The organism is Pseudomonas sp. GL-B-12, assembly GCF_019955895.1.
Classification (GTDB): domain Bacteria; phylum Pseudomonadota; class Gammaproteobacteria; order Pseudomonadales; family Pseudomonadaceae; genus Aquipseudomonas.
The window spans coordinates 13875-32895 of record NZ_JAHBCX010000041.1 but is presented as its reverse complement, the minus strand read 5'-3'; the positions used below and the strand labels follow the sequence as shown (position 1 = coordinate 32895).

General features: G+C 60.8%; 19 protein-coding genes. 14 read left to right on the top strand and 5 right to left on the bottom strand.

Going from position 1 to position 19021, the window contains the following annotated elements; genetic code table 11:
- Positions 1-18: 18 nt before the first annotated feature.
- Positions 19-666 (bottom strand): LexA family protein, encoded by a 648-nt coding sequence (locus tag KGA85_RS21715; protein WP_223459921.1) that lies wholly within the window; start codon positions 664-666, stop codon positions 19-21.
- Between the two features lie 129 nt (positions 667-795).
- Here KGA85_RS21715 and KGA85_RS21710 point away from each other — a divergent pair, with 129 nt between their 5' ends.
- Positions 796-1137, top strand: coding sequence for a DUF6124 family protein (locus KGA85_RS21710; RefSeq protein ID WP_150725904.1), 342 nt, complete (start codon positions 796-798; stop codon positions 1135-1137).
- A gap of 483 nt (positions 1138-1620) precedes the next feature.
- Positions 1621-2772: a M14-type cytosolic carboxypeptidase gene (locus KGA85_RS21705; protein WP_223459922.1), complete on the top strand. Its 1152-nt coding sequence runs from the start codon at positions 1621-1623 to the stop codon at positions 2770-2772.
- 62 nt (positions 2773-2834) lie between these two features.
- Here the strand turns inward: KGA85_RS21705 and KGA85_RS21700 are convergent, their stop codons facing one another.
- Together KGA85_RS21700 and KGA85_RS21695 are read right to left on the bottom strand one after the other, a co-directional pair.
- Positions 2835-3380: a cytochrome b gene (locus KGA85_RS21700; RefSeq protein WP_223459924.1), complete on the bottom strand. Its 546-nt coding sequence runs from the start codon at positions 3378-3380 to the stop codon at positions 2835-2837.
- Positions 3377-4462: a catalase family peroxidase gene (locus KGA85_RS21695; protein ID WP_223459926.1), complete on the bottom strand. Its 1086-nt coding sequence runs from the start codon at positions 4460-4462 to the stop codon at positions 3377-3379. Before KGA85_RS21695 ends, KGA85_RS21700 begins: the two co-directional genes overlap by 4 nt.
- Before the next feature lie 163 nt (positions 4463-4625).
- Between KGA85_RS21695 and KGA85_RS21690 the strand changes: the two genes are divergently transcribed.
- Both KGA85_RS21690 and KGA85_RS21685 read left to right on the top strand, forming a co-directional pair.
- Entirely contained in the window at positions 4626-5132 is a 507-nt protein-coding gene (locus KGA85_RS21690; RefSeq protein WP_223459927.1) for a sigma-70 family RNA polymerase sigma factor, read from the top strand.
- The gene (locus KGA85_RS21685) at positions 5129-5881 is read left to right on the top strand and encodes an anti-sigma factor family protein (RefSeq protein WP_223459930.1); all 753 of its coding nucleotides are present in this window, start codon (positions 5129-5131) and stop codon (positions 5879-5881) included. The genes KGA85_RS21690 and KGA85_RS21685 overlap by 4 nt, the downstream gene beginning before the upstream one ends.
- Positions 5882-5916: 35 nt before the next feature.
- Here the strand turns inward: KGA85_RS21685 and KGA85_RS21680 are convergent, their stop codons facing one another.
- On the bottom strand, positions 5917-6753 hold the full coding sequence (locus KGA85_RS21680) for an IclR family transcriptional regulator (protein WP_223459931.1): 837 nt from the start codon (positions 6751-6753) through the stop codon (positions 5917-5919).
- A 244-nt stretch (positions 6754-6997) separates the two neighbouring features.
- On the opposite strand from KGA85_RS21680, the gene KGA85_RS21675 reads away from it, so the two are divergent.
- From KGA85_RS21675 to KGA85_RS21635, 9 genes are all read left to right on the top strand, one after another.
- The gene (locus KGA85_RS21675) at positions 6998-8023 is read left to right on the top strand and encodes an ABC transporter ATP-binding protein (protein WP_223459933.1); all 1026 of its coding nucleotides are present in this window, start codon (positions 6998-7000) and stop codon (positions 8021-8023) included.
- Positions 8020-8880, top strand: coding sequence for an ABC transporter permease (locus KGA85_RS21670; protein WP_223459935.1), 861 nt, complete (start codon positions 8020-8022; stop codon positions 8878-8880). The genes KGA85_RS21675 and KGA85_RS21670 overlap by 4 nt, the downstream gene beginning before the upstream one ends.
- Before the next feature lie 6 nt (positions 8881-8886).
- Positions 8887-9681, top strand: a complete 795-nt coding sequence (locus KGA85_RS21665) for an ABC transporter permease (RefSeq protein ID WP_223459937.1) — start codon at positions 8887-8889, stop codon at positions 9679-9681.
- Positions 9682-9688: 7 nt separating this feature from the next.
- Positions 9689-9979, top strand: coding sequence for a (2Fe-2S)-binding protein (locus KGA85_RS21660; RefSeq protein ID WP_223459938.1), 291 nt, complete (start codon positions 9689-9691; stop codon positions 9977-9979).
- A 127-nt stretch (positions 9980-10106) separates the two neighbouring features.
- A complete protein-coding gene (locus KGA85_RS21655) occupies positions 10107-11462 on the top strand; it encodes an NAD(P)/FAD-dependent oxidoreductase (RefSeq protein WP_223459940.1) in 1356 nt (451 codons plus the stop codon).
- Entirely contained in the window at positions 11459-12574 is a 1116-nt protein-coding gene (locus KGA85_RS21650; RefSeq protein ID WP_223459942.1) for an NAD(P)/FAD-dependent oxidoreductase, read from the top strand. The genes KGA85_RS21655 and KGA85_RS21650 overlap by 4 nt, the downstream gene beginning before the upstream one ends.
- 18 nt (positions 12575-12592) lie before the next feature.
- Positions 12593-13654 carry an ABC transporter substrate-binding protein gene (locus tag KGA85_RS21645; protein WP_223459943.1) on the top strand — a complete coding sequence of 354 codons (1062 nt, stop codon included), beginning with the start codon at positions 12593-12595 and terminating at the stop codon, positions 13652-13654.
- Between the two features lie 321 nt (positions 13655-13975).
- Positions 13976-15100 carry a cell division protein ZapE gene (zapE, locus tag KGA85_RS21640; RefSeq protein ID WP_223459945.1) on the top strand — a complete coding sequence of 375 codons (1125 nt, stop codon included), beginning with the start codon at positions 13976-13978 and terminating at the stop codon, positions 15098-15100.
- 108 nt (positions 15101-15208) lie between these two features.
- Positions 15209-16528 carry a leucine-rich repeat-containing protein kinase family protein gene (locus KGA85_RS21635; RefSeq protein WP_223459947.1) on the top strand — a complete coding sequence of 440 codons (1320 nt, stop codon included), beginning with the start codon at positions 15209-15211 and terminating at the stop codon, positions 16526-16528.
- A gap of 141 nt (positions 16529-16669) precedes the next feature.
- Here KGA85_RS21635 and KGA85_RS21630 read toward each other — a convergent pair whose 3' ends face one another.
- Positions 16670-17374: a YebC/PmpR family DNA-binding transcriptional regulator gene (locus KGA85_RS21630; RefSeq protein ID WP_223459948.1), complete on the bottom strand. Its 705-nt coding sequence runs from the start codon at positions 17372-17374 to the stop codon at positions 16670-16672.
- 225 nt (positions 17375-17599) lie between these two features.
- Here KGA85_RS21630 and KGA85_RS21625 point away from each other — a divergent pair, with 225 nt between their 5' ends.
- Entirely contained in the window at positions 17600-19021 is a 1422-nt protein-coding gene (locus KGA85_RS21625) for a type VI secretion system Vgr family protein (RefSeq protein ID WP_223459957.1), read from the top strand.

The following is a 19021-nucleotide window of genomic DNA, read 5'->3' as shown; positions in this document are numbered from 1 at the left end:
TCGCGAGGACCGATCTGATCAGAACCTGGCTGTTGCCTGAACTACTACGCCGATGATTCGACATTCTTCGGCGTACAAGGCTTTCGGATACGTCGGATTGAGCGGGACCAGATAACGCTGCCCGCCCTCTTCGATGAGCTTGCGGAACGTGGCTTCGGTGCTGTCCGGCCACTGGGCAATGACCAGTTTGCCAGGCTCGGCGTCCACCGCCGGGTCCACCAGAATCAGCATGCCTTCCGGGATGCTGATGCCATTGGGTGCGGTCATCGCATCGCCTGCCACTCTCAACCAGAATGCCGGCCCCCGGGCGTGGTAATCGGACAGTTCAAAGTGCCCTTTTCCATACACCGCAACCTCGCCGTCGCGCACTTCGGCAGGTTCGCGCCAGTCACTGACCGGGTAGCGAAAGTACGGGTTGTACTTCTGTGTCAGGGGGATTTCGTCATCCGTTGACGCCTGCGGTTCCCGGATCACCAGCGCCACTTCGAGAAACTCAAGGCCCAGCGCCCGAAGCACACGGTTCATGTCTTCGATGCCGGGTTCACGACGTTTGTTGAGCCAGTGGCCAATGCCGCCCTGGGACATCCCGAGGCGCTCGGCGAGTATCTCTTGAGTGATTTTGAGTTCACTCATCTTGGCCTTGACCAATTCAATCCATTTATCCATGTGCGGCACGATACGTGGGCGACTCCGGCCATCAAAACACAAATTGTAGTATTTAAATTATCGTCACAAATACAGTTCGTATTAGGATCGATTCACGGATCTGAATCTAACACGGAGCTTGCCATCGCCATGAACCAACCCACCAATGACCTGCCGGACATGCAAATCGACACCACCTTCACTTCGCCCCTGGGCTCAGCGGCGGCACAACGCGCGCTGGACTATTACTTGAAACCAGCTATTTCAGAGGAAGTGGCCGAGCCGCGTTTTTTTGATGTGAACCGCAATATCAGCGGCGAAGAGGCACTGGTCCATGCTTTGGACCTGTTGCGCTGTGCTGCCGCCACTGCGTACGAGTCAGCCAATCACCTGCAAGGCGCAAATCGCGACCTGGCGTTTTCGACGGTGCACATGATCGACATGGCCAAGGCGATGGTCGATCGATCACTGGAGAAGTATGAAAACGGTTGAGGTGAGAAGGCAAATCGAGAGGGCAGGAAAGAGTTTTCCTGTCGCGCAGGTAAAAACGCTTGACCTGCAAACGAGAATGATTATTATTGCATCCACTGATCGCGAGATCAGTCGATGGACCAGGTGACCTTAGGTCGGTCTCCTGGACTATCTCCTCATCAGGCTAATCACGGTTTTTGACCCGGCTTTTTGCCGGGTCTTTTTTTGCCAGTTTTCTGGCTTTGGCTTCAGGCTAATGAAGTCTTTGGGTGCCGCAAATTCGATGGCGCGGATGATATCAAAAGAATGCCGGTTGGCGAGAGAAGCCCGGCATCATGGGTTGAAACCAGCGACAGATAGCACTTGAGAATCAATCGCACAGTCTCTAAGCTGCGACGGCGTCAAGGAGGACGCCCCCACCTCTGCACCCCGCAATTTCCCTCGGTTTCACCTCACTCTTGCGTGTAAAGTAGCCGCCATAAAAATCATATTCAGGACCCGATTATGGCCGTGGCTAAATCCTCTTTCGACATCAGTGCCAACTTCGACAGCGGCAACATCCAGGTGATCGACGTCAGCGACCCGCTCAAGCCCCTGCTGGCGATCCGCCCCGATACCAAAAGCAACCATTTCCAATGGTTCCACTTCAAGGCCAGTGGCCTGCATGTCGGCCAGGAGCACTGGTTTCGCCTGAACAATGCCAGCCAATCCTCCTATAACAAGGCCTGGACCGGCTATCAGGCGGTGGCGTCCTACGATCACGTCAACTGGTTCCGCGTACCCACCATTTTCGAAGGCGACTGCCTGCGATTCAGCCTCGAAGCCGAGCAGACCCATGCCTGGTTCGCCTACTTCGAACCCTACAGCCGTGGTCGCCACGATTGGCTGATCGAGCAGGCGCTGACCAAGGCCGGCACCGAACTGCTGGCCACCGGCAAGAGTGTCGAAGGTCGCGACATCCAGTTACTGCGCAAAGGCACCGGCGCCGAAGGCCAGCGCAAAGTGTGGATCATCGCCCAGCAACATCCGGGCGAGCACATGGCCGAGTGGTTCATGGAAGGCGTGATCGAGCGCCTGGAAAAGCACGACGACCCGGTGCTGAACAAACTGCTGGCCAGCGCCGACCTGTACCTGGTGCCCAACATGAATCCGGACGGTGCTTTCCACGGTCACTTGCGCACCAACGCCATGGGCCAGGACCTCAATCGCGCCTGGCAGAACGCCAGCCAGGAGACCAGCCCGGAAGTCCTGTTCGTACAGCAGCAGATGGAAAAGTACGGCGTCGATATGTTCCTCGACGCTCACGGTGATGAGGAAATTCCTCACGTGTTCACCGCCGGTTGCGAAGGTAATCCAGGCTACACGCCACGGATCGAAAAGCTTGAAGAGCACTTCCGCAGCCACCTGAAGCACACCACCAAAGACTTCCAGACCAAGTACGGCTACACCCGCGACGAACCGGGCCAGGCCAACATGACGCTAGCCTGCAACAGTGTGGGTCAGAAGTACGACTGCCTGTCGCTGACCTTGGAAATGCCGTTCAAGGATCACGACGACCATCCGAACGCGGAAACCGGTTGGTCGGGCAAGCGTTCTAAACAGCTGGGCAAGGATGTGTTGACCACGCTTGCAGATATGGTCGACACCTTGCGCTGATCACCCTTCAAGATCAAAAGATCGCCGCCTGCCGCAGGCTGCGATCTTTCTCTGCATTGCAACTAGCCGCGATCCTTGCCCCGCAACATGCTGTCCAGCACCTCATCGCGACGCACCCAGCCGTGAAACAACGCGGCCGCCAAATGCAGCAACACGGTCAGAAACAGCAGGTACGCCAGATACCCATGCGCCTTGCGCAAAAACGCAAACACTTGTGCGTTCGCCGGCACAATCGACGGTAATTGCAGCGAGCTGCTGAGCATCACCGGTTCGCCGGAGGCCGAAATCATCGCCCAGCCCAGCAGCGGCAAAACCAGCATCAATGCATACAACAAGACATGCGAGGCCTTGGCCGCGAGTACTTGCACACCCGGCATGTCCGCCGGCAGAGGTGGCTGTGTGGTGGAGAAACGCACCACCAGGCGCACGATCACCAGCAGCAAGATCGCAATGCCCAAGGGTTTGTGCAGATGAATCAGCCATTCATGCCGCTCGGAGACCGAGGCAACCATGCCGGCACCAATAAACAGCATGGCAATGATCATCAACGCCATCAGCCAGTGCAGCAGTCGCGCCAATGGAGCGAAGTGGTTCGGTTGAGTGCTCATTGCTGGGCCTCCTGTTTGGCGGCGGGCAACTGGCTGACTTCGCTGGTGCGACGCAGGTAGGAATTGGCGTAACCGGCTGAGCGAGCGGCGAGCAACGGGTCGTCGGACCCTTCGATGCCGGCGGGCAATACCAGCGGGTCGTAGTTGATGTCACGGCATTCGCCATTGAGTTGCGGCTGGGTTTTTTCCAGCACCAGCGTGCCCGCGTTCAACACTTTGCGCCCTTCAGGCCAGGCTTTGCTGGCATCGTTCACTAGATCGCCAGGATTGGCCAGGATGATGTTCAACTGCCAACGCAACGGCCCTGCGGCAATGCGCTGAACCAGGTCTTTCTCCAGAAAGTCGCCCCCCTCCGGCGCCGCAGCCCCCGGAGCATCTTGAGCCACCGGCACCATGCTCCAGCGCACGGCCTGGCGTTGTCCGGTAGCGCTCACCAGATAAAACGCGTTGACGCTGTTATAGGTCTCCGTGACGTAACTGGCTGACGGCTTGGCGGTCTTGATCCAAGCCAGGAACGGTGCGGATTCGGGATGTGAACCAAAGAACGCCGGCACGGCCTTGGGGTCCGGTTTGCCGGTGGCCGGGTCTGGCGACTGGGCTTTTTGCAGTTGATAGAACGCCTCGGGCGTGCCCACCGGGAACACCGGCATGCTGTTCATCCCCGTGCGCCACTGCTGGCCGTTGGCCTGGGTGAAGCGCAAGGCCAAGCTGCGGATCGGCACGGCACTGTCCGGCGCGTAAGGGTTGCCGGCGGGCAAGGCGAATCGTCCGACCACCGGTGTCCGCGCTTCGTTCAACACCTGAGCGGTGGAATAGCTGCGCGCCTCACCGCTGCTCTCGAAATGCCCGATCACGCACACGCCTTTGGAATGGTTGCGACGGAATCCCGGGTGCACGCCGTTGTTGGTTTCCAGCACGTTGATCAGTTTCTTCGGGGTCAGGCGCTGTGGGTCAAAGGTGCCGTTGACGTAGGCAAACGCCCCAGCCACGGCGGCAACGACCACGGCAATGCCAGCCAGACGCAACGTCAGGCTCGCCGCACTCAAGGGTGGCCGGGTTGGCGGTGATGATCGATCTACCATGAAAGACTCCAGGGCCATCGGCCACAAATGAGAGGAATCAAGCAGACGAACCGCACGCAGGTTTATTCCCACGCGCGGTTTTTATTTTTTCTGACGTGGAATAACCTCGAATGCCGGGCGTCTTCCTGGTCCACAGTCCAGCGTAGTGACTAGCCAGAACTTCATGAACGATATCGACGAACAACTCAGAGAAATCATTCCCGGACTGCGGCGGTTTGCCGTGTCGTTGACGCGCAACACCAGCAGCGCTGACGACCTGGTGCAGGCGAGCCTGGAGCGGGCGCTGTCGAGTTGGGCCGGCAAACGCACCGAGGGCGACTTGCGCGCCTGGCTGTTCTCGATTCTCTATCGGCAGTTTCTCGATGCGCACCGCCGCTCCCGGCGCTATGCGCGCATGCTCGAATTCTTCACCGGGCGTGACGATGCCCAGCCCTCGGTGGAGCGCACCGTGATTGCACAATCGACCCTCAACGCTTTCGACCGACTGCCCACCGAGCAACGCGCGCTGCTGCTCTGGGTGTCGGTGGAAGGCTTGAGTTACAAAGAGGTCGCCGAGATTCTCGACGTACCCACCGGCACCGTGATGTCCCGCCTGTCCCGGGCTCGCCAGGCCCTGCGCCAACTCAGCGAGGGCGAAATCAACCGCCCTTCCCTGCGGAGACTCAAATGATCAGCATGCCCCCCAGCGAACGAGACCTGCACGCCTACGTCGACCACCAACTGAGCGACGCCGACCGACGCCTGGTGGAGACTTTTCTGGCCGGTAACCCGGAGATGGCCGCGCAAGTGCGCGCCTGGCAGCAGGATGCCCAGACACTACGCGCAGCCCTGAGTGGTGCCTTGCAACAACCCTCGAACCCGGACCTTGATCCGGCGGTGATACGCCAGCGCCTCAAACGCCAATCCCGTCGACACCTGGCCAGTGCCGCGGTGTTGCTCATCGCCGTCAGCATCGGCGGTTTCAGCGGTTGGCAAGCGCGGGAGATGACGCTCGCGAATCCCCAGCTGCCAATGACCGATGCCCTGCAGGCCTATCGCCTGATTGCCCAGCAAGGCCTCCTACCGGCGGATTACAAGGCAAGCGACGACGGCGACATGCAGGGTTGGCTCGACCGCTACTTCACCCAGGCCAATCGCCTGCCCGACCTCTCGGGTGCCGGGTTCAAGCCGGCCAGCGGGCGTTTACTGAGTACCGAGCAAGGCCCTGCGGCAATGGTGGTCTACGAGGATCAGAGCGGGCAGAAAATCAGTTTCTATGTGCGCCCGCCAGGGCCGAAAAACTTTCTGCTGCCCAGGGGCAGTCGCAGTGATGGCGAGTTGCAGGCCGAGTACTGGTCGGGAAGTGGCTACAACTATGCGATGGTCAGCCCGGCGGATACGCCAGCGGCGCGGATGCTCAGCAAAACCGTACAGTATTGATGGTGACACCAATCAAATGTGGGAGCGGGCAAAACTTACCCTTGCCCGAACACCTGCGAAGGCCGGCGCAGTAGCGGGTCGAACGGATTGATCCGCGGCCCGATCAGCGCCGCTTCGCGCTTGAGCATGTCCACCACCGTCGGCAGGCGATCCGGTCCCAATCGGTCACTCACGGTCGCCACACTCAACGCCGCCACCGCGCGACCTTCACGATCGAGAATCGGCACGGCCACCCCGGCCATGCCCTGCAGCACGCCGGTATTGCGCCCGGCGTAACCCAGGGCGCGCACGTTTTCGACTTCCGAGCGCAGGAACACCTCGTCATACAGGTGGAAGTCTTTCAGGCGCGGCAAGTTGTAATGGATGACGGTGTTGCGCTCCTCCTCCGGCAGGAACGCCAGAATCGCCAGGCTGCCCTGACCCACGCCAAGCGCCACACGCCCGCCGATATCCCCGGTAAAGGTGCGGATCGGGAACGGCCCTTCGCTGCGGTCCAGGCAGATCGCATCAAAGCCGCAGCGCGCCAGCAAAAACAACGAATCACCCAGCGACGCCGAGAGCCTCAGGAGCGCCGGCCGTGCCAATTCGCGCAGGTTTCCGGTGTTGCCCGCACGAGCCGCCAGAGCGAAAAAATCCAGGCTCAGGCGATAGCGTTTACTGCGCGCATCCTGCTCGACCATGCCCTCGTCCATCAGGCTGCGCAGCAACCGGTGCGTGGTCGGTTGCGATAAACCGATGCGCTGCGCCAGTTGCGTCACCCGCTCGCCGCCCTCGACGGTATCCCCCAGTGTTCGCAGTACCGCAAACAATCTTGAGACGGCGCCGACACCGACTTCATTTTTGTTTTCATTCCGCTCAATGGAATCTGGCATCTTGTTTTCCGATTATTAATTTACTGACCGAATAAAACTCAAAATAGTCATCGCCTCAGTGAAATAGGCCATTGAGCCCATCCTAGTCTTCGTCCTACTCTGCGTCCAGACAGGGGCGATTCGAACAACAGCGGCAGCCGACTCAAGTCGAGCGCCACGCACCCCGGCAACATCTTTTCGTATCTGCCCATACAAAAAAGCGCGCCTTTGGGTGACGCATAACAATCTCAGGTGGAGCGCAGTCATGGCTTTTGTGCAACTTGAAAAACTCTGCAAACGCTACGGCGAAATCGACGCCGTCGTCGCCACCGACCTCTCGGTCGAGAAAGGTGAATTCGTGTCCTTGCTCGGCCCCTCGGGGTGCGGCAAGACCACCACCCTGCAAATGATTGCCGGCTTCGTCGAAGTCACCAGCGGGCGCATCGTGCTCGATGGCCGCGACATCACCCACGCCAAACCCGCCAGCCGCGGTTTGGGGGTGGTCTTCCAGAGCTACGCGCTGTTCCCGCACATGACCGTCAAGGACAACGTCGCCTTTGGCCTGCGCATGCGCAAGGTGCCGAACGCCGATATCCAGCAACGGGTCGACCGGGTATTGAAACTGGTGCGCCTGAACCAGCACGCCGAGCGCTACCCGCGGGAGCTTTCCGGTGGCCAGCGCCAGCGCGTCGCCCTGGCACGCGCCCTGGTGATTCAGCCGCCGGTGCTGTTGCTGGATGAACCACTGTCCAACCTCGACGCCAATCTGCGCGAAGAGATGCAATTCGAGATCCGCCGCATCCAGCGCGAAGTTGCAATCACCACGCTGATGGTCACCCACGACCAGTCGGAAGCGCTGTCCATCAGCGACCGTGTCGTAGTGATGCAGGCTGGACGCATCACCCAGATCGACGCGCCCTACACCCTCTACGAACACCCGCGCACCGAGTTCATTTCCGGATTCGTCGGCAAGGCCAATCTGCTGCCCGGCGAGCGCAATGGTGCCGGTGTGATTCAGGTGTGCAGTGTTGGCAAAGGCGATCTGACCTTGAGCCTGCGGCCGGAAAAAATCGATCTGCGCGATGCTGGCCACGGTCGTTTGCAAGGCAAGATCGTCAGTCGGTTTTTCCTCGGCAGCCAATGGCTGTACGGCGTCGGGACAGGCTTGGGCGAACTCTGCGTGGTGCGCCGCAACGATGGCTCTGCACCCTTGAACGAAGGCACTGCAGTCGGTCTGGACTGGGACGCGGCGCTGCTGCGAGTGCTGAGTGTCGACGAGGTGCCAGCATGAGTACGCTCACCGCCACCCGCCAAGGGTATTGGCTGTCCGCACCGGCCCTGGCCTTGTACCTCAGTTTGCTGATCATCCCGCTGGGATTGACCCTGGTGCTGTCATTCAACGTCTTCGACTACAGCTCGGGGATCAACGGCGACGCCTACACCGTCGAGCACTACAGCAGCCTGCTGGGCGATCCGTATTTCTACGAGATCTTTCTGCGCACCTTGTGGATCAGCGCCCTGACCACTTTTCTCTGCGTGCTGATCGGGGTGCCCGAGGCCTACATCCTCAGCCGCATGGGCACACCCTGGCGCTCGATTTTCCTGATTCTGATCCTCACCCCGCTGCTGATTTCGGTGGTGGTACGCGCCTTCGGCTGGAGCCTGTTGCTCGGCACCGACGGCCTGGTCAACCAGACCCTGCAAGCCCTCGGCGGCTCGCCGATGAAGCTGCTCTACACGCCGTTCGCGGTGGTAATTGCGCTGGTGCACGTGATGCTGCCGTTCATGATCATTCCGGTCTGGACCTCGCTGCAGAAACTCGACCCCGCCGCCGAACAAGCCGCGCAGTCGCTGGGCGCCAGTCACTTCACGGTGATTCGCCAGGTCGTGCTGCCACAGGTCATGCCCGGTGTGTTGTCCGGCACATTGATCGTGTTTGGCCTGGCCGCCAGCTCTTTCGCGATCCCCGGCCTGCTCGGCGGTCGTCGGCTGAAGATGGTTGCCACGCTGATCTACGACCAGTACCTGTCGGATCTCAATTGGCCCATGGGCGCGACTATTGCCGTGGCTCTGCTGCTCATCAACCTGCTGATCATGCTGTCGTGGAATCGCATGATCGAAGGCCGCTACAAGAAGTCATTGGGATAATTCGTCATGTCCAGGAACGGTCCTTTCGCCCTGCTGTTTCATACCCTGGTGGTGTTGTTCATGATGGCGCCGCTGGTGGTGGTTTGCCTCGTGGCCTTCACCCCGGAAAACACCCTGAGCCTGCCGACCACGGAGTTCTCTCTACGCTGGTTTCGCGCGGTGTTCGAGCGTGCCGATTTTGTCGATGCGTTCTACAACAGCCTGATCCTGGCGTTCAGTGCCGCCACCCTGGCGACGCTGATTGCGGTGCCCGCCGCGCTGGCGATCACCAGATTCGAGTTTCCCGGTCGAGACTTCCTCAACGGCCTGTTTCTGTCGCCGATCATCATTCCGCACCTGGTACTCGGTGTGGCGTTGCTGCGCCTGTTTGCGTTGCTGGGTGTCAATGGCAGCTTCGTCTGGCTGATCTTCGCCCACGTGCTGGTGATTACACCGTATGTGCTGCGTCTGGTGCTGGCCTCGGCCATTGGCCTGGATCGCAGCGCCGAATACGCCGCGCAATCCTTGGGTGCCGGGCGCTTCACGCTGTTCCGCCAGATCACCCTGCCGATGATTCTGCCGGGGGTGGCCGGTGGCTGGTTGCTGGCGTTCATCAACAGTTTCGACGAAGTCACACTGTCGATTTTCGTCACCTCGCCGGCCACACAAACCCTGCCGGTGCGCATGTACGTGTACGCCACTGAATCCATCGATCCGATGATGGCGGCGGTGTCGGCACTGGTGATTGCGCTGACCGCGCTGACGATGATTCTGCTTGATCGGGTCTACGGCCTGGATCGGGTTCTGGTGGGTAAACAATGAGGGCGCCATGGCTCTGCTGAAACGACTGGCCGAAGCTGACCGCCCGGCCCTGGACTTTACCCTCGACGGCCATCCCGCCAGTGGTTTGCTCGGCGATACCGTGCTGACCGCCGTGCTGACTTGCAGCGAACACCTGCGCGGCAGCGACTTCAGCGCCGAACCCCGCGCTGGCTTCTGCCTGATGGGGGCCTGTCAGGATTGCTGGGTGCAACTGGGCGATGGCCGCCGGGTGCGTGCCTGCTCGACGCTGCTCGAAGCCGGGCAGCAGGTCTGCCGCGAACCGGGACGTTTGGCATGAACACGAATTTCACCTGTAAAACTCAGCTCCCCTGTGGGAGCGGGCTTGCTCGCGAAGGGGCCCTTACATGCCCCACAAGCTGCCCAGACAAATCTGCTCCCGACAAAATTCAACCGATGAGGTGCGCATGAAATCCGTAATCATCGTCGGCGCCGGTCCGGCGGGCATTCGTGCGGCACAAACGCTGGTTGCCCATGGCGTGCGTCCGGTGCTGCTGGACGAAGCCGCACGCGGCGGCGGGCAGATTTATCGGCGTCAACCGGCCAACTTCAAACGATCGCCGGTCAAGCTGTATGGCTTTGAAGCAGGCAAAGCCAATGCGCTGCATCAGACGATTGACGCACTGCGCGAACAAATCGATTACCGCCCCGAAACCCTGGTGTGGAATGCCGAAGACGGCGCCCTCGACACCTTGCAGAACGGCCGCGCAGCACGTTTGGAGTTCTCCCGGGTGATCGTCGCCACCGGCGCCACCGACCGGATTCTGCCCGTACCGGGCTGGACATTGCCGGGGGTCTACAGCCTCGGCGCGGCGCAAATCGCCTTGAAGTTTCAGGGCTGCGCCATCGGCGAACGCGTGGTGTTCGCCGGCAGCGGCCCGCTGCTGTACCTGGTCGCCTATCAATACGCCAAGGCTGGGGCCAACGTGGTCGCGGTGCTCGACAGCTCACCCTTCAGCGCACAGGCCCGAGCCCTGCCCGGCCTGCTGGCGCAACCGTCTACGTTGGCCAAAGGCGTTTATTACCGCGGCTGGCTGACCGCGCGCGGCATCCCTGTGCATCAAGGCGCGACCCTGACAGCCATCAACGGCGAGCAACGTGTGCAATCGCTGCGCTGGTCCAATGCCAAGGGCAACCACTCACTCGACTGTGACGCCGTGGCCTTCGCTCACGGCCTGCGCAGTGAAACCCAACTGGCCGATCTGCTCGGCTGTGAATTCGCCTGGAACCCGCTCAATCGCGCCTGGTTACCCCAGCGTGACCGCGCGGGCCGCAGCAGTGTCGCCGAGGTTTATCTGGCGGGCGACGGCGCCGGCATCATGGGTGCGGACGCGGCGGAAATGGCCGGGGAGCTCGCCGCTTTGGCACTGCTCGAAGACATGGGTCATCTGATTCCAGCACAGCGCCCTGCGCAACTGGAACACCGCCTGGAACGCATTGGCGAATTTCGCCAGGGTCTCGAACGCGCCTTTACATTTCCCGACAACTGGGCCGCGGGTATCGCCGATGACGTGATGGTCTGTCGCTGTGAAGAAGTACGCGCCGGGGATATTCGCGACGTGGTGCGCGAAGGTCATTGGGAAATCAACCGGGTAAAGGCTCATTGTCGTGTCGGCATGGGGCGTTGCCAGGGTCGGATGTGCGGTGCCGCAGCAGCAGAAATCATTGCCTGCCAGAGCCAGCGCGCCGTGTCCGATATCGGCCGGTTGCGCGCCCAGGCACCGATCAAACCGCTGCCGTTTGGCCTGGAGATCGAGCTTTGAACGAAGTCGATGCAGTCATCATTGGCGGTGGCATTGTCGGTGCAAGCGCCGCCCTGTTTCTCAGTCGGGCCGGCCGGCGCGTGGCGCTGTTGGAGCGGGATTTTTGCGGCTCACATTCCAGCGGCGTGAACTACGGCGGCGTGCGGCGTCAGGGTCGTCCCCTGGCGCAATTGCCGCTGTCGCAAAAGGCCCACGAAATCTGGGCGCAGTTGCCACAACTGATCGGCATCGACGGCGAATACCAGCGTAGCGGTCACCTGAAACTGGCCCGCAGCCTCAACGATCTGCAAGCCCTGCAGGACTACGCCGATAGCAGTCGGGGGTTCGGTCTCGATCTGCAAGTGCTCGACCGAACCGAATTGCGCGCGCGTTTTCCGTGGGTCGGAGACGTGGCGGCAGGCGCGTCCTATTGCCCGGACGATGGTCACGCCAACCCGCGCCTGGTGTCTCCGGCGTTCGCTCGGGCGGCGCGGCAACAGAGCGCGCAGGTTTACGAACAATGCGCGGTGAGCGCTGTAGAACATGACGGACAACGATTTCGTGTGCGTACTCAAACTGGCCTGGAATGGCGTGCACCCTGGCTGTTGAACTGCGCCGGGGCCTGGGCCGGCAGCCTGGCCACGCAGTTCGGCGAACCGGTGCCGATGCATTCAGGTCACCCGGCGATGCTGGTCACCGAACCGTTGCCGCTGGTGATGGATGCCAGCACCGGCGTCGAGGGCGGAGGCATTTATGCCCGTCAGGTTACCCGGGGAAATTGCGTACTGGGCGGCGGCCAGGGCTTTGCCCTCGACGAGGCCCGCGCCCGCCCCGGTCAAGGCGCAGTGCTGGAAATACTCCGCCAGGCCGTCGAGCTCTACCCGTTTCTGGAAGGTGCCCAGGCGATTCGTACCTGGAGCGGCACCGAAGGTTATCTGCCCGATCGCCAACCGGTGATCGGCCACAGTGGCACCCAACCCGGTATGTTGCACGCGTTCGGCTTTGCCGGCGCCGGTTTCCAGATCGGTCCCGCGGTGGGCCAGGCGCTCACCGAAATCATCTGTAGCGGCGCGTCAAAAACGTCGCTGGATGCGTTTTCCATCACCCGGTTTCACTCCATCTCCGTAGCTTGATAGAGGAAGGTCGCGCCAATGAATAATGTCAAACGCAGTGCACTGCTCGGTTTCTCTTGGCTAAGTTTTTCTTGCGTGGGCGCCCTGCTCACGGTCACTCAGGCCCAGGCCGAGCCGACACTTTATCTGGGCATGAACGGCGGGACCATGGAGCGGCTCTATGCCGACAAGGTGCTGCCGGCTTTCGAGAAGGCCAACAACGTCAAAGTGGTGATCGTGCCGGGCACCTCAGCCGATATCCTGGCCAAGGTCCAGGCCAGCAAGGGCAACCCGCAGATGCACGTGATGTTCCTCGACGACGGCATCATGTACCGCGCGATCTCCATGGGCCTGTGCGACAAACTCGAAGACAGCCCGACGCTGGAACAGATTCCGGCCAAGGGACGGATCAAGGACCAGGCCGTGGCGGTCAGCCTGGGGGTCACCGGGCTGGCATACAACACCCGGTTGTTCAAAGAAAAAGGCTGGAGCGCGCCGACCTCCTGGATGGACATGGCCGACCCGCGTTTCAAGGACAAACTGGTGTTCCAGTCGATGGCCTCTTCGACGTTCGGCTTGCACGGCTTCCTGATGTTCAACCGGATCCAGGGTGGCACTGAAACCAATGTCGACCCTGGTTTCAAGGCCTGGCCGAACACCGTCGGGCGTAACGTACTGGAATACATTCCGAGCTCGGCGAAGATCTCCGAAATGCTTCAGACCGACGAAGCGGCGCTGTTCCCGTTGACGCCGACCCAAGTGACGGCTCTGAAGCTCAAGGGCATGCCAGTGGAATACGCACAGCCGAAGGAAGGCGCCGTGGTGCTCAACGTCGCCGAATGCGCAATCGCCAACAACACGCAACCGGAGCTGGCGCAAAAACTTGCCGCCTTCTTGCTGACCCCCGAAGCCCAGGCCGTCGCACTCGAGGATGGCGACCAGATTCCGTCCAACCCCAACACCCCGACCACCGAGCGAACCCATGGTCAGGTCGAAGCCATGAAACAGTACCTTAATACGGCGATTGCCGTGGATTGGGATCAGGTCAACGAACAACGTCCGGCATGGAGTGCACGTTGGAACCGCAGTATCGAGCGCTAGGTCACTGGCCAGGCGCAGTGGTCTGGACATTGGCATAACCTTGTGGGAGCAGGGTTGCTCGCGAATACGGTGCGTCATTCACATAGATATTGACTGACCTGACGCTTTCGCGGGCAAGTCGAATCGCCGCACCGCCGCTCCCACAGGGATAGTGGGTGTACGCAAAATCCGCGAGCTCCCACAGGTTTCGCGGTGTTCCTTTAGAACCCAGTGACGTTAGCCCAGTATATGCCGACACAGCTGGAAGCAAATTCCCTGCTCTGGTTACACTATGCCGCCGCAGCTCGGAGAGCCTGCCCGCACACCATAGGTGATATCCCAGTGGCCGTTCGACCGCCCAACCGTTCGCCAATCAAATCACGCTGGCAAACGTTGCGTCGCCTTCTCGGCAAGGCACCGGCAGCGGGCAGCGGCGCGGCTGGCCAAGTCATCCACGACTACTTTCGCCATCAGGCCCATGCCCGGGGCTACACCCTCAGTCACAGCCAACAGCGGGTGATCGACTGCATGGCCCGGCATGCCTGCATGCTGATGGGTGCTTTGCCGGAACCGCTTCCCGGCCTTTACCTGCATGGTGCCGTGGGGCGCGGCAAAAGCTGGCTGCTCGACGGGTTTTTCCGGGCCATTCCCCTCGCGCAAAAACAACGCCTGCACTTCCATCAGTTTTTCGCCCAACTGCACCAGGGCATGTTCAAGCACCGCGAACAGGCCGACGCCCTGGCGATCACCCTCGATGAACTGCTCAGCGATTGCCGGGTACTGTGTTTCGACGAGTTCCATGTGCACGACATCGGCGATGCGATGCTCATCACCCGGTTGTTCAAGGCACTGTTTCAGCGCGGCATCCTGTTGCTGGTCACCTCCAATTACCCGCCCGAAGGCCTGCTGCCCAATCCGCTGTACCACGCACGCTTCAAACCGGTGATCGACCTGATCAATGCGCGCATGCAGGTGATGGAAGTCGGCGGGCCCCACGACTATCGAAGCCAGGCCCGGACCCATGCACAGCAGTTGTTCACTCAAGGTCACTACGTCTGGCCGGCGAGCGTGGCGCAGCGTCAGTCATTGAACCTGCCGGATCGCGATACCCCAGTCATGTCGTTGCCCGTCGGCACCCGGCATTTCCAGGCCCGTTTCTGCGAAGGACGCCGCATCGGCTTTACCTTCGCCGACCTGTGCGACCAACCCACGGCCGTGATGGATTACCTGGAGCTGTGCCGCCATTTTGACAGCTGGATCATCGATGACCTGCCGCCGCTCGGTGAATGTTCGATTGCCGCCCAACAGCGGTTCATCAACCTCATCGACGTGCTGTACGACCAGGACAAGCACCTGACGCTGCTCGGGCAGCACGCCCTGCGCGAAAGCCTGGACGGCGATGCCATTGATCTGGCGCGCACTCGCAGTCGATTGGGGCAACTGGTCGAAGTCAGCGAACCGGCCTGATCGATGTTTGTCGACTGCACGGCCTGACAGATCAGCCGTCTTTGCCGCTATCATGTCGCGCATTTCCGGGGCCACGCGCCTTTTCCTTGATCAATAGCGAATCTGTTCATGCATACCCTTGCTCAATTGCGTGCCGGCGAGTTGTCGGGCATCACGCGGCTGGATCTGGTCGACAACCTCACCGAATTCCCTCGGGAGATTTTCGATCTGGCGGACTCGCTGGAAGTGCTCAATCTCAGCGGCAATGCCTTGAGCGCCCTGCCCGAGGACTTGCATCGCCTGACCCGTTTGCGCGTGCTGTTCTGCTCCGACAACCGTTTCACCGAATTGCCGGCCTGTGTTGGCCAATGCGCCGCACTGACGATGATCGGCTTCAAGGCCAATCGCATCACTCACGTGCCCGCTGCGGCACTCCCACCGCTGCTGCGCTGGCTGATCCTGACCGACAATTGCATCGAGACGCTGCCGAGCGAGTTGGGAGAGCGGCCATACCTGCAAAAGCTCATGCTTGCCGGTAACCGCCTGCAGGCGTTGCCGGAGTCGATGCGCAATTGTCATCGGCTGGAGCTGATCCGCATCGCCGCCAACCAGTTGACCGGGTTGCCGCAATGGTTGCTGGAATTGCCGAGCCTTACCTGGCTAGCGTACGCCGGTAACCCACTGGAAACCGAAGCCGATGCCGCCGCCCTCGACGCCACACCGCGCATTGACTGGCCGGCATTGCACCTGGAGAAAAAACTCGGCGAAGGGGCGTCCGGGGTGATTCATCAGGCCGTCTGGCAACCGGCTGACCAGCCGCCCATGGCTGTTGCAGTGAAGCTCTACAAGGGCGAAATGACCAGCGATGGCTCGCCCCTGCACGAGATGAACGCGTGTATCACCGCTGGCCTGCACCCGAACCTGATTCGCGTCGAAGGGCGGATTGTTGATCACCCGCAACAAACGGCGGGGCTGGTCATGCAGTTGATTCCGCCTAGTTTTCTCAACCTCGCCAGCCTGCCGAGCCTGGCGTCGTGCAGCCGCGACATTTATGCCGATGGCTTGCATTTCAGTGCGGCGGTGGCGCTACGCATTGCCTCGGGCATTGCCTCGGTGGCCGAGCACCTGCACAGCCATGGCATCACCCACGGCGATCTCTATGGGCACAATATTCTGTGGAATGAGCAGGGTGATTGCTTGCTAGGGGACTTTGGCGCGGCGTCGTTCCACGGGATTTCCGACAGCCTTGAAAGCCGTGCCTTGCAGCGGATCGAGGTGCGGGCGTTCGGGGTGTTGCTAGGCGAACTGCTGGAGCGGGTTGATTCGGGGTTGAGCCATGAACTGCGTGGGGTGCTGGAAGATTTGGAGCGGCGTTGCTGTCAGCCGCACGTGCTGGAGCGGCCGGGGTTTGATGAAGTTGTTCAGGAATTGGCTGAGTTCAAATTGTAAATACAAAACAATGTGGCGAGGGGGCTTGTCGGAACGCCGAATCGCCCCGTTCGGTTGCGCAGCAGCCGTCGCTTTTGGGACGGCTTCGCCGTCCATCGGGGGCAAGCCCCCTCGCCACAAGTCAGATCCAGGCCAGTTCGATCAACCCGCCAAGCCGACAAACATGTCCTGCACGTCGTCATGGTTATCGAGGCCTTCGAGGAACGCTTCGACTTCCGCCATCTGCTCATCGCTCAGGCCGCTGACCGGGTTTTTCGGCTGGTAGCCCAGTTTGGCCGACAGCACGGTGAAGCCTTGTTCCGGCAGGGCTTTCTGTACCGCGTCGAGGTCGGTCGGCTCGGTCAGGAACAGGGTCGCACCCTCCTCACCCGGTTCGAAATCCTGTGCACCGGCTTCGATGGCGGCCATTTCCGGGTCGGCATCCGGGGAGTCCGGCGACGCTTCGATCATGCCGACATGGTTGAAGTCCCAGGCCACCGAACCGGAAGCCCCCAACTGGCCCTTGCGGAACGCCACGCGGATCTCGGCAACGGTACGGTTGATGTTGTCGGTCACACATTCAACGATCAACGGCACCTGATGCGGGGCGAACCCTTCATACGTCACGCGATGGTATTGCACGGTCTCACCCAACAAGCCCGCGCCCTTCTTGATGGCGCGATCCAGTGTTTCCTTGGGCATCGAAGCTTTCTTGGCCTGTTCAACCACCAGGCGCAAGTGTGCGTTGGTAGCAATATCAGCGCCGTTGCGCGCAGCAATGGTGATTTCTTTCACCAGTTTGCCGAAGATCTTGCCCTTGGCATTGGCTGCCGCTTCTTTGTGTTTAACCTTCCACTGTGCGCCCATTTCTCACTCTCTTATCTGTGGCATCTGTGGCGCCGAGACATCTATTGGCCGACGCTTTGCACAAGTTTATACGGCCTAAAGTTGGCAATCGACCAAAAAATCCCGACTTGCATCGACATCTTCACCAGCGGTTGTAGGGCGATTCGGAAATGTCGCTTTGCCGTGCCCGCAATGCGCTGGGGTTTCGTACGCTTTGCACCCTACTTCACGGCGGCAGCGTGTTCGATGCACAACGACAAGGAAAGTCCCACCACCCTGACGCTTCTCGACGACGACCTGAGTTTCCAGGTGGTCCGGTTCAGTGGTCATGAAGCACTCAACCAGCCCTATCGATTCGACATCGAAGTTATCGGGCTGGCACCGGCCCTGAACCTTGAGCGATTGCTGCGCCAACCGGCGTTCCTCGACTTCGGCCACGACCAAGGCATTCATGGCGTGCTGCACAGCGCCAGTTGTGAACATCGAAGTGGATACCGGGTCGCTTACAAACTGGCGCTGGTACCCCGTGTCCAGGCACTGGAACAGCAACGATGCCGACGTATTTTCCAGCGTGCCAGCGTGCCCATGATCCTGCGCCAGTTGCTGGAGGAACATGGGTTGCCTGTCGGCAGCTATCGCTTTGAACTGGCAACCGGGCACTATCCCCTGCGCCCTTTTTGCATTCAGTACGAAGAAACCGATCTGGCGTTGCTGCAACGACTGTGCGAGGAGGAAGGCATCCATTATCACTTCGAGCATCAACGCGACGGCCATGTGCTGGTGCTGGCCGATGACAGCCTGAGTTTTCCCCAGGAACCGCTGCTCATGCCGATGCGCAGCGATGCCCTCGACGAACATCTCGAACCTGTGATCAGCGAACTGTTCCAGCGCCATGATGCTCCGCTCTCCCCTGTGCGCCCAGGCGCCAGGAATCCGGGTGCAGCGGACATCAGCGAAGGCGCAGCCAATCACTCGTTCGCCACTGCAAGGCACCTTTGCGCTCGCGAGCAACAACGTCGCGACCAGCTCAGCCGTCGACAACTGGAACGCCTGCGCTGCCGACACCTGCAGATCCACGGTCAAAGTAACCAGGGTGCACTACGTAGCGGCCGGATCGTTCAGGTAGCCGAGCATCCGCTGGCGAATTTCAATGATCAATGGCTGGTCACCGAAATCCGCCATCAGGGGCGTCAGTCGTCCATTCTGCTCGACGACACAGCGGGCACGGCCCCGGGTTACCGCAATCAATTCAGCGCCATCCCCTGGTCGACGGTGTTCCGGCCCGCGCTCAAACAACCCAGGCCGAGTATCCCCGGGTATCAGCCCGGCCAGGTGTGCGGCCCGGTCGGGCAACCGGCAACGGTGGATGAGGATGGCCGGGTTCAGGTGCACCTCTGGCCTGCCACACAATCAACCGCAGAGGCGTCCACCGGCCTGTGGTTGCCGCTGGCGCTGACCACCGCCGAGGACTGGATCGATCCGGCCCGCTTGCCCGTGGCTGGCAGCGAGGTACTGGTGATTTTCCTCGACAGTGACCCGGACCGCCCAGTGCTCTGTACGGCCATGGGCCCCCAGCCACAACATCGCCACCCTCGTCCGCATGAACCCCATGGCGATACCCGCCTGCTGTTCGACTGGCTGCTCAGCCGCTCGGACCTTGCGCCCTGA

Bases quoted from the DNA above. Each gene is read 5' to 3' on its own strand.
- KGA85_RS21715 (WP_223459921.1), bottom strand. From the start codon at position 666: ATGGATAAATGGATTGAATTGGTCAAGGCCAAGATGAGTGAACTCAAA.
- KGA85_RS21710 (WP_150725904.1), top strand. From the start codon at position 796: ATGAACCAACCCACCAATGACCTGCCGGACATGCAAATCGACACCACC.
- KGA85_RS21705 (WP_223459922.1), top strand. From the start codon at position 1,621: ATGGCCGTGGCTAAATCCTCTTTCGACATCAGTGCCAACTTCGACAGC.
- KGA85_RS21700 (WP_223459924.1), bottom strand. From the start codon at position 3,380: ATGAGCACTCAACCGAACCACTTCGCTCCATTGGCGCGACTGCTGCAC.
- KGA85_RS21695 (WP_223459926.1), bottom strand. From the start codon at position 4,462: ATGGTAGATCGATCATCACCGCCAACCCGGCCACCCTTGAGTGCGGCG.
- KGA85_RS21690 (WP_223459927.1), top strand. From the start codon at position 4,626: ATGAACGATATCGACGAACAACTCAGAGAAATCATTCCCGGACTGCGG.
- KGA85_RS21685 (WP_223459930.1), top strand. From the start codon at position 5,129: ATGATCAGCATGCCCCCCAGCGAACGAGACCTGCACGCCTACGTCGAC.
- KGA85_RS21680 (WP_223459931.1), bottom strand. From the start codon at position 6,753: ATGCCAGATTCCATTGAGCGGAATGAAAACAAAAATGAAGTCGGTGTC.
- KGA85_RS21675 (WP_223459933.1), top strand. From the start codon at position 6,998: ATGGCTTTTGTGCAACTTGAAAAACTCTGCAAACGCTACGGCGAAATC.
- KGA85_RS21670 (WP_223459935.1), top strand. From the start codon at position 8,020: ATGAGTACGCTCACCGCCACCCGCCAAGGGTATTGGCTGTCCGCACCG.
- KGA85_RS21665 (WP_223459937.1), top strand. From the start codon at position 8,887: ATGTCCAGGAACGGTCCTTTCGCCCTGCTGTTTCATACCCTGGTGGTG.
- KGA85_RS21660 (WP_223459938.1), top strand. From the start codon at position 9,689: ATGGCTCTGCTGAAACGACTGGCCGAAGCTGACCGCCCGGCCCTGGAC.
- KGA85_RS21655 (WP_223459940.1), top strand. From the start codon at position 10,107: ATGAAATCCGTAATCATCGTCGGCGCCGGTCCGGCGGGCATTCGTGCG.
- KGA85_RS21645 (WP_223459943.1), top strand. From the start codon at position 12,593: ATGAATAATGTCAAACGCAGTGCACTGCTCGGTTTCTCTTGGCTAAGT.
- KGA85_RS21635 (WP_223459947.1), top strand. From the start codon at position 15,209: ATGCATACCCTTGCTCAATTGCGTGCCGGCGAGTTGTCGGGCATCACG.
- KGA85_RS21630 (WP_223459948.1), bottom strand. From the start codon at position 17,374: ATGGGCGCACAGTGGAAGGTTAAACACAAAGAAGCGGCAGCCAATGCC.
- KGA85_RS21625 (WP_223459957.1), top strand. From the start codon at position 17,600: ATGCACAACGACAAGGAAAGTCCCACCACCCTGACGCTTCTCGACGAC.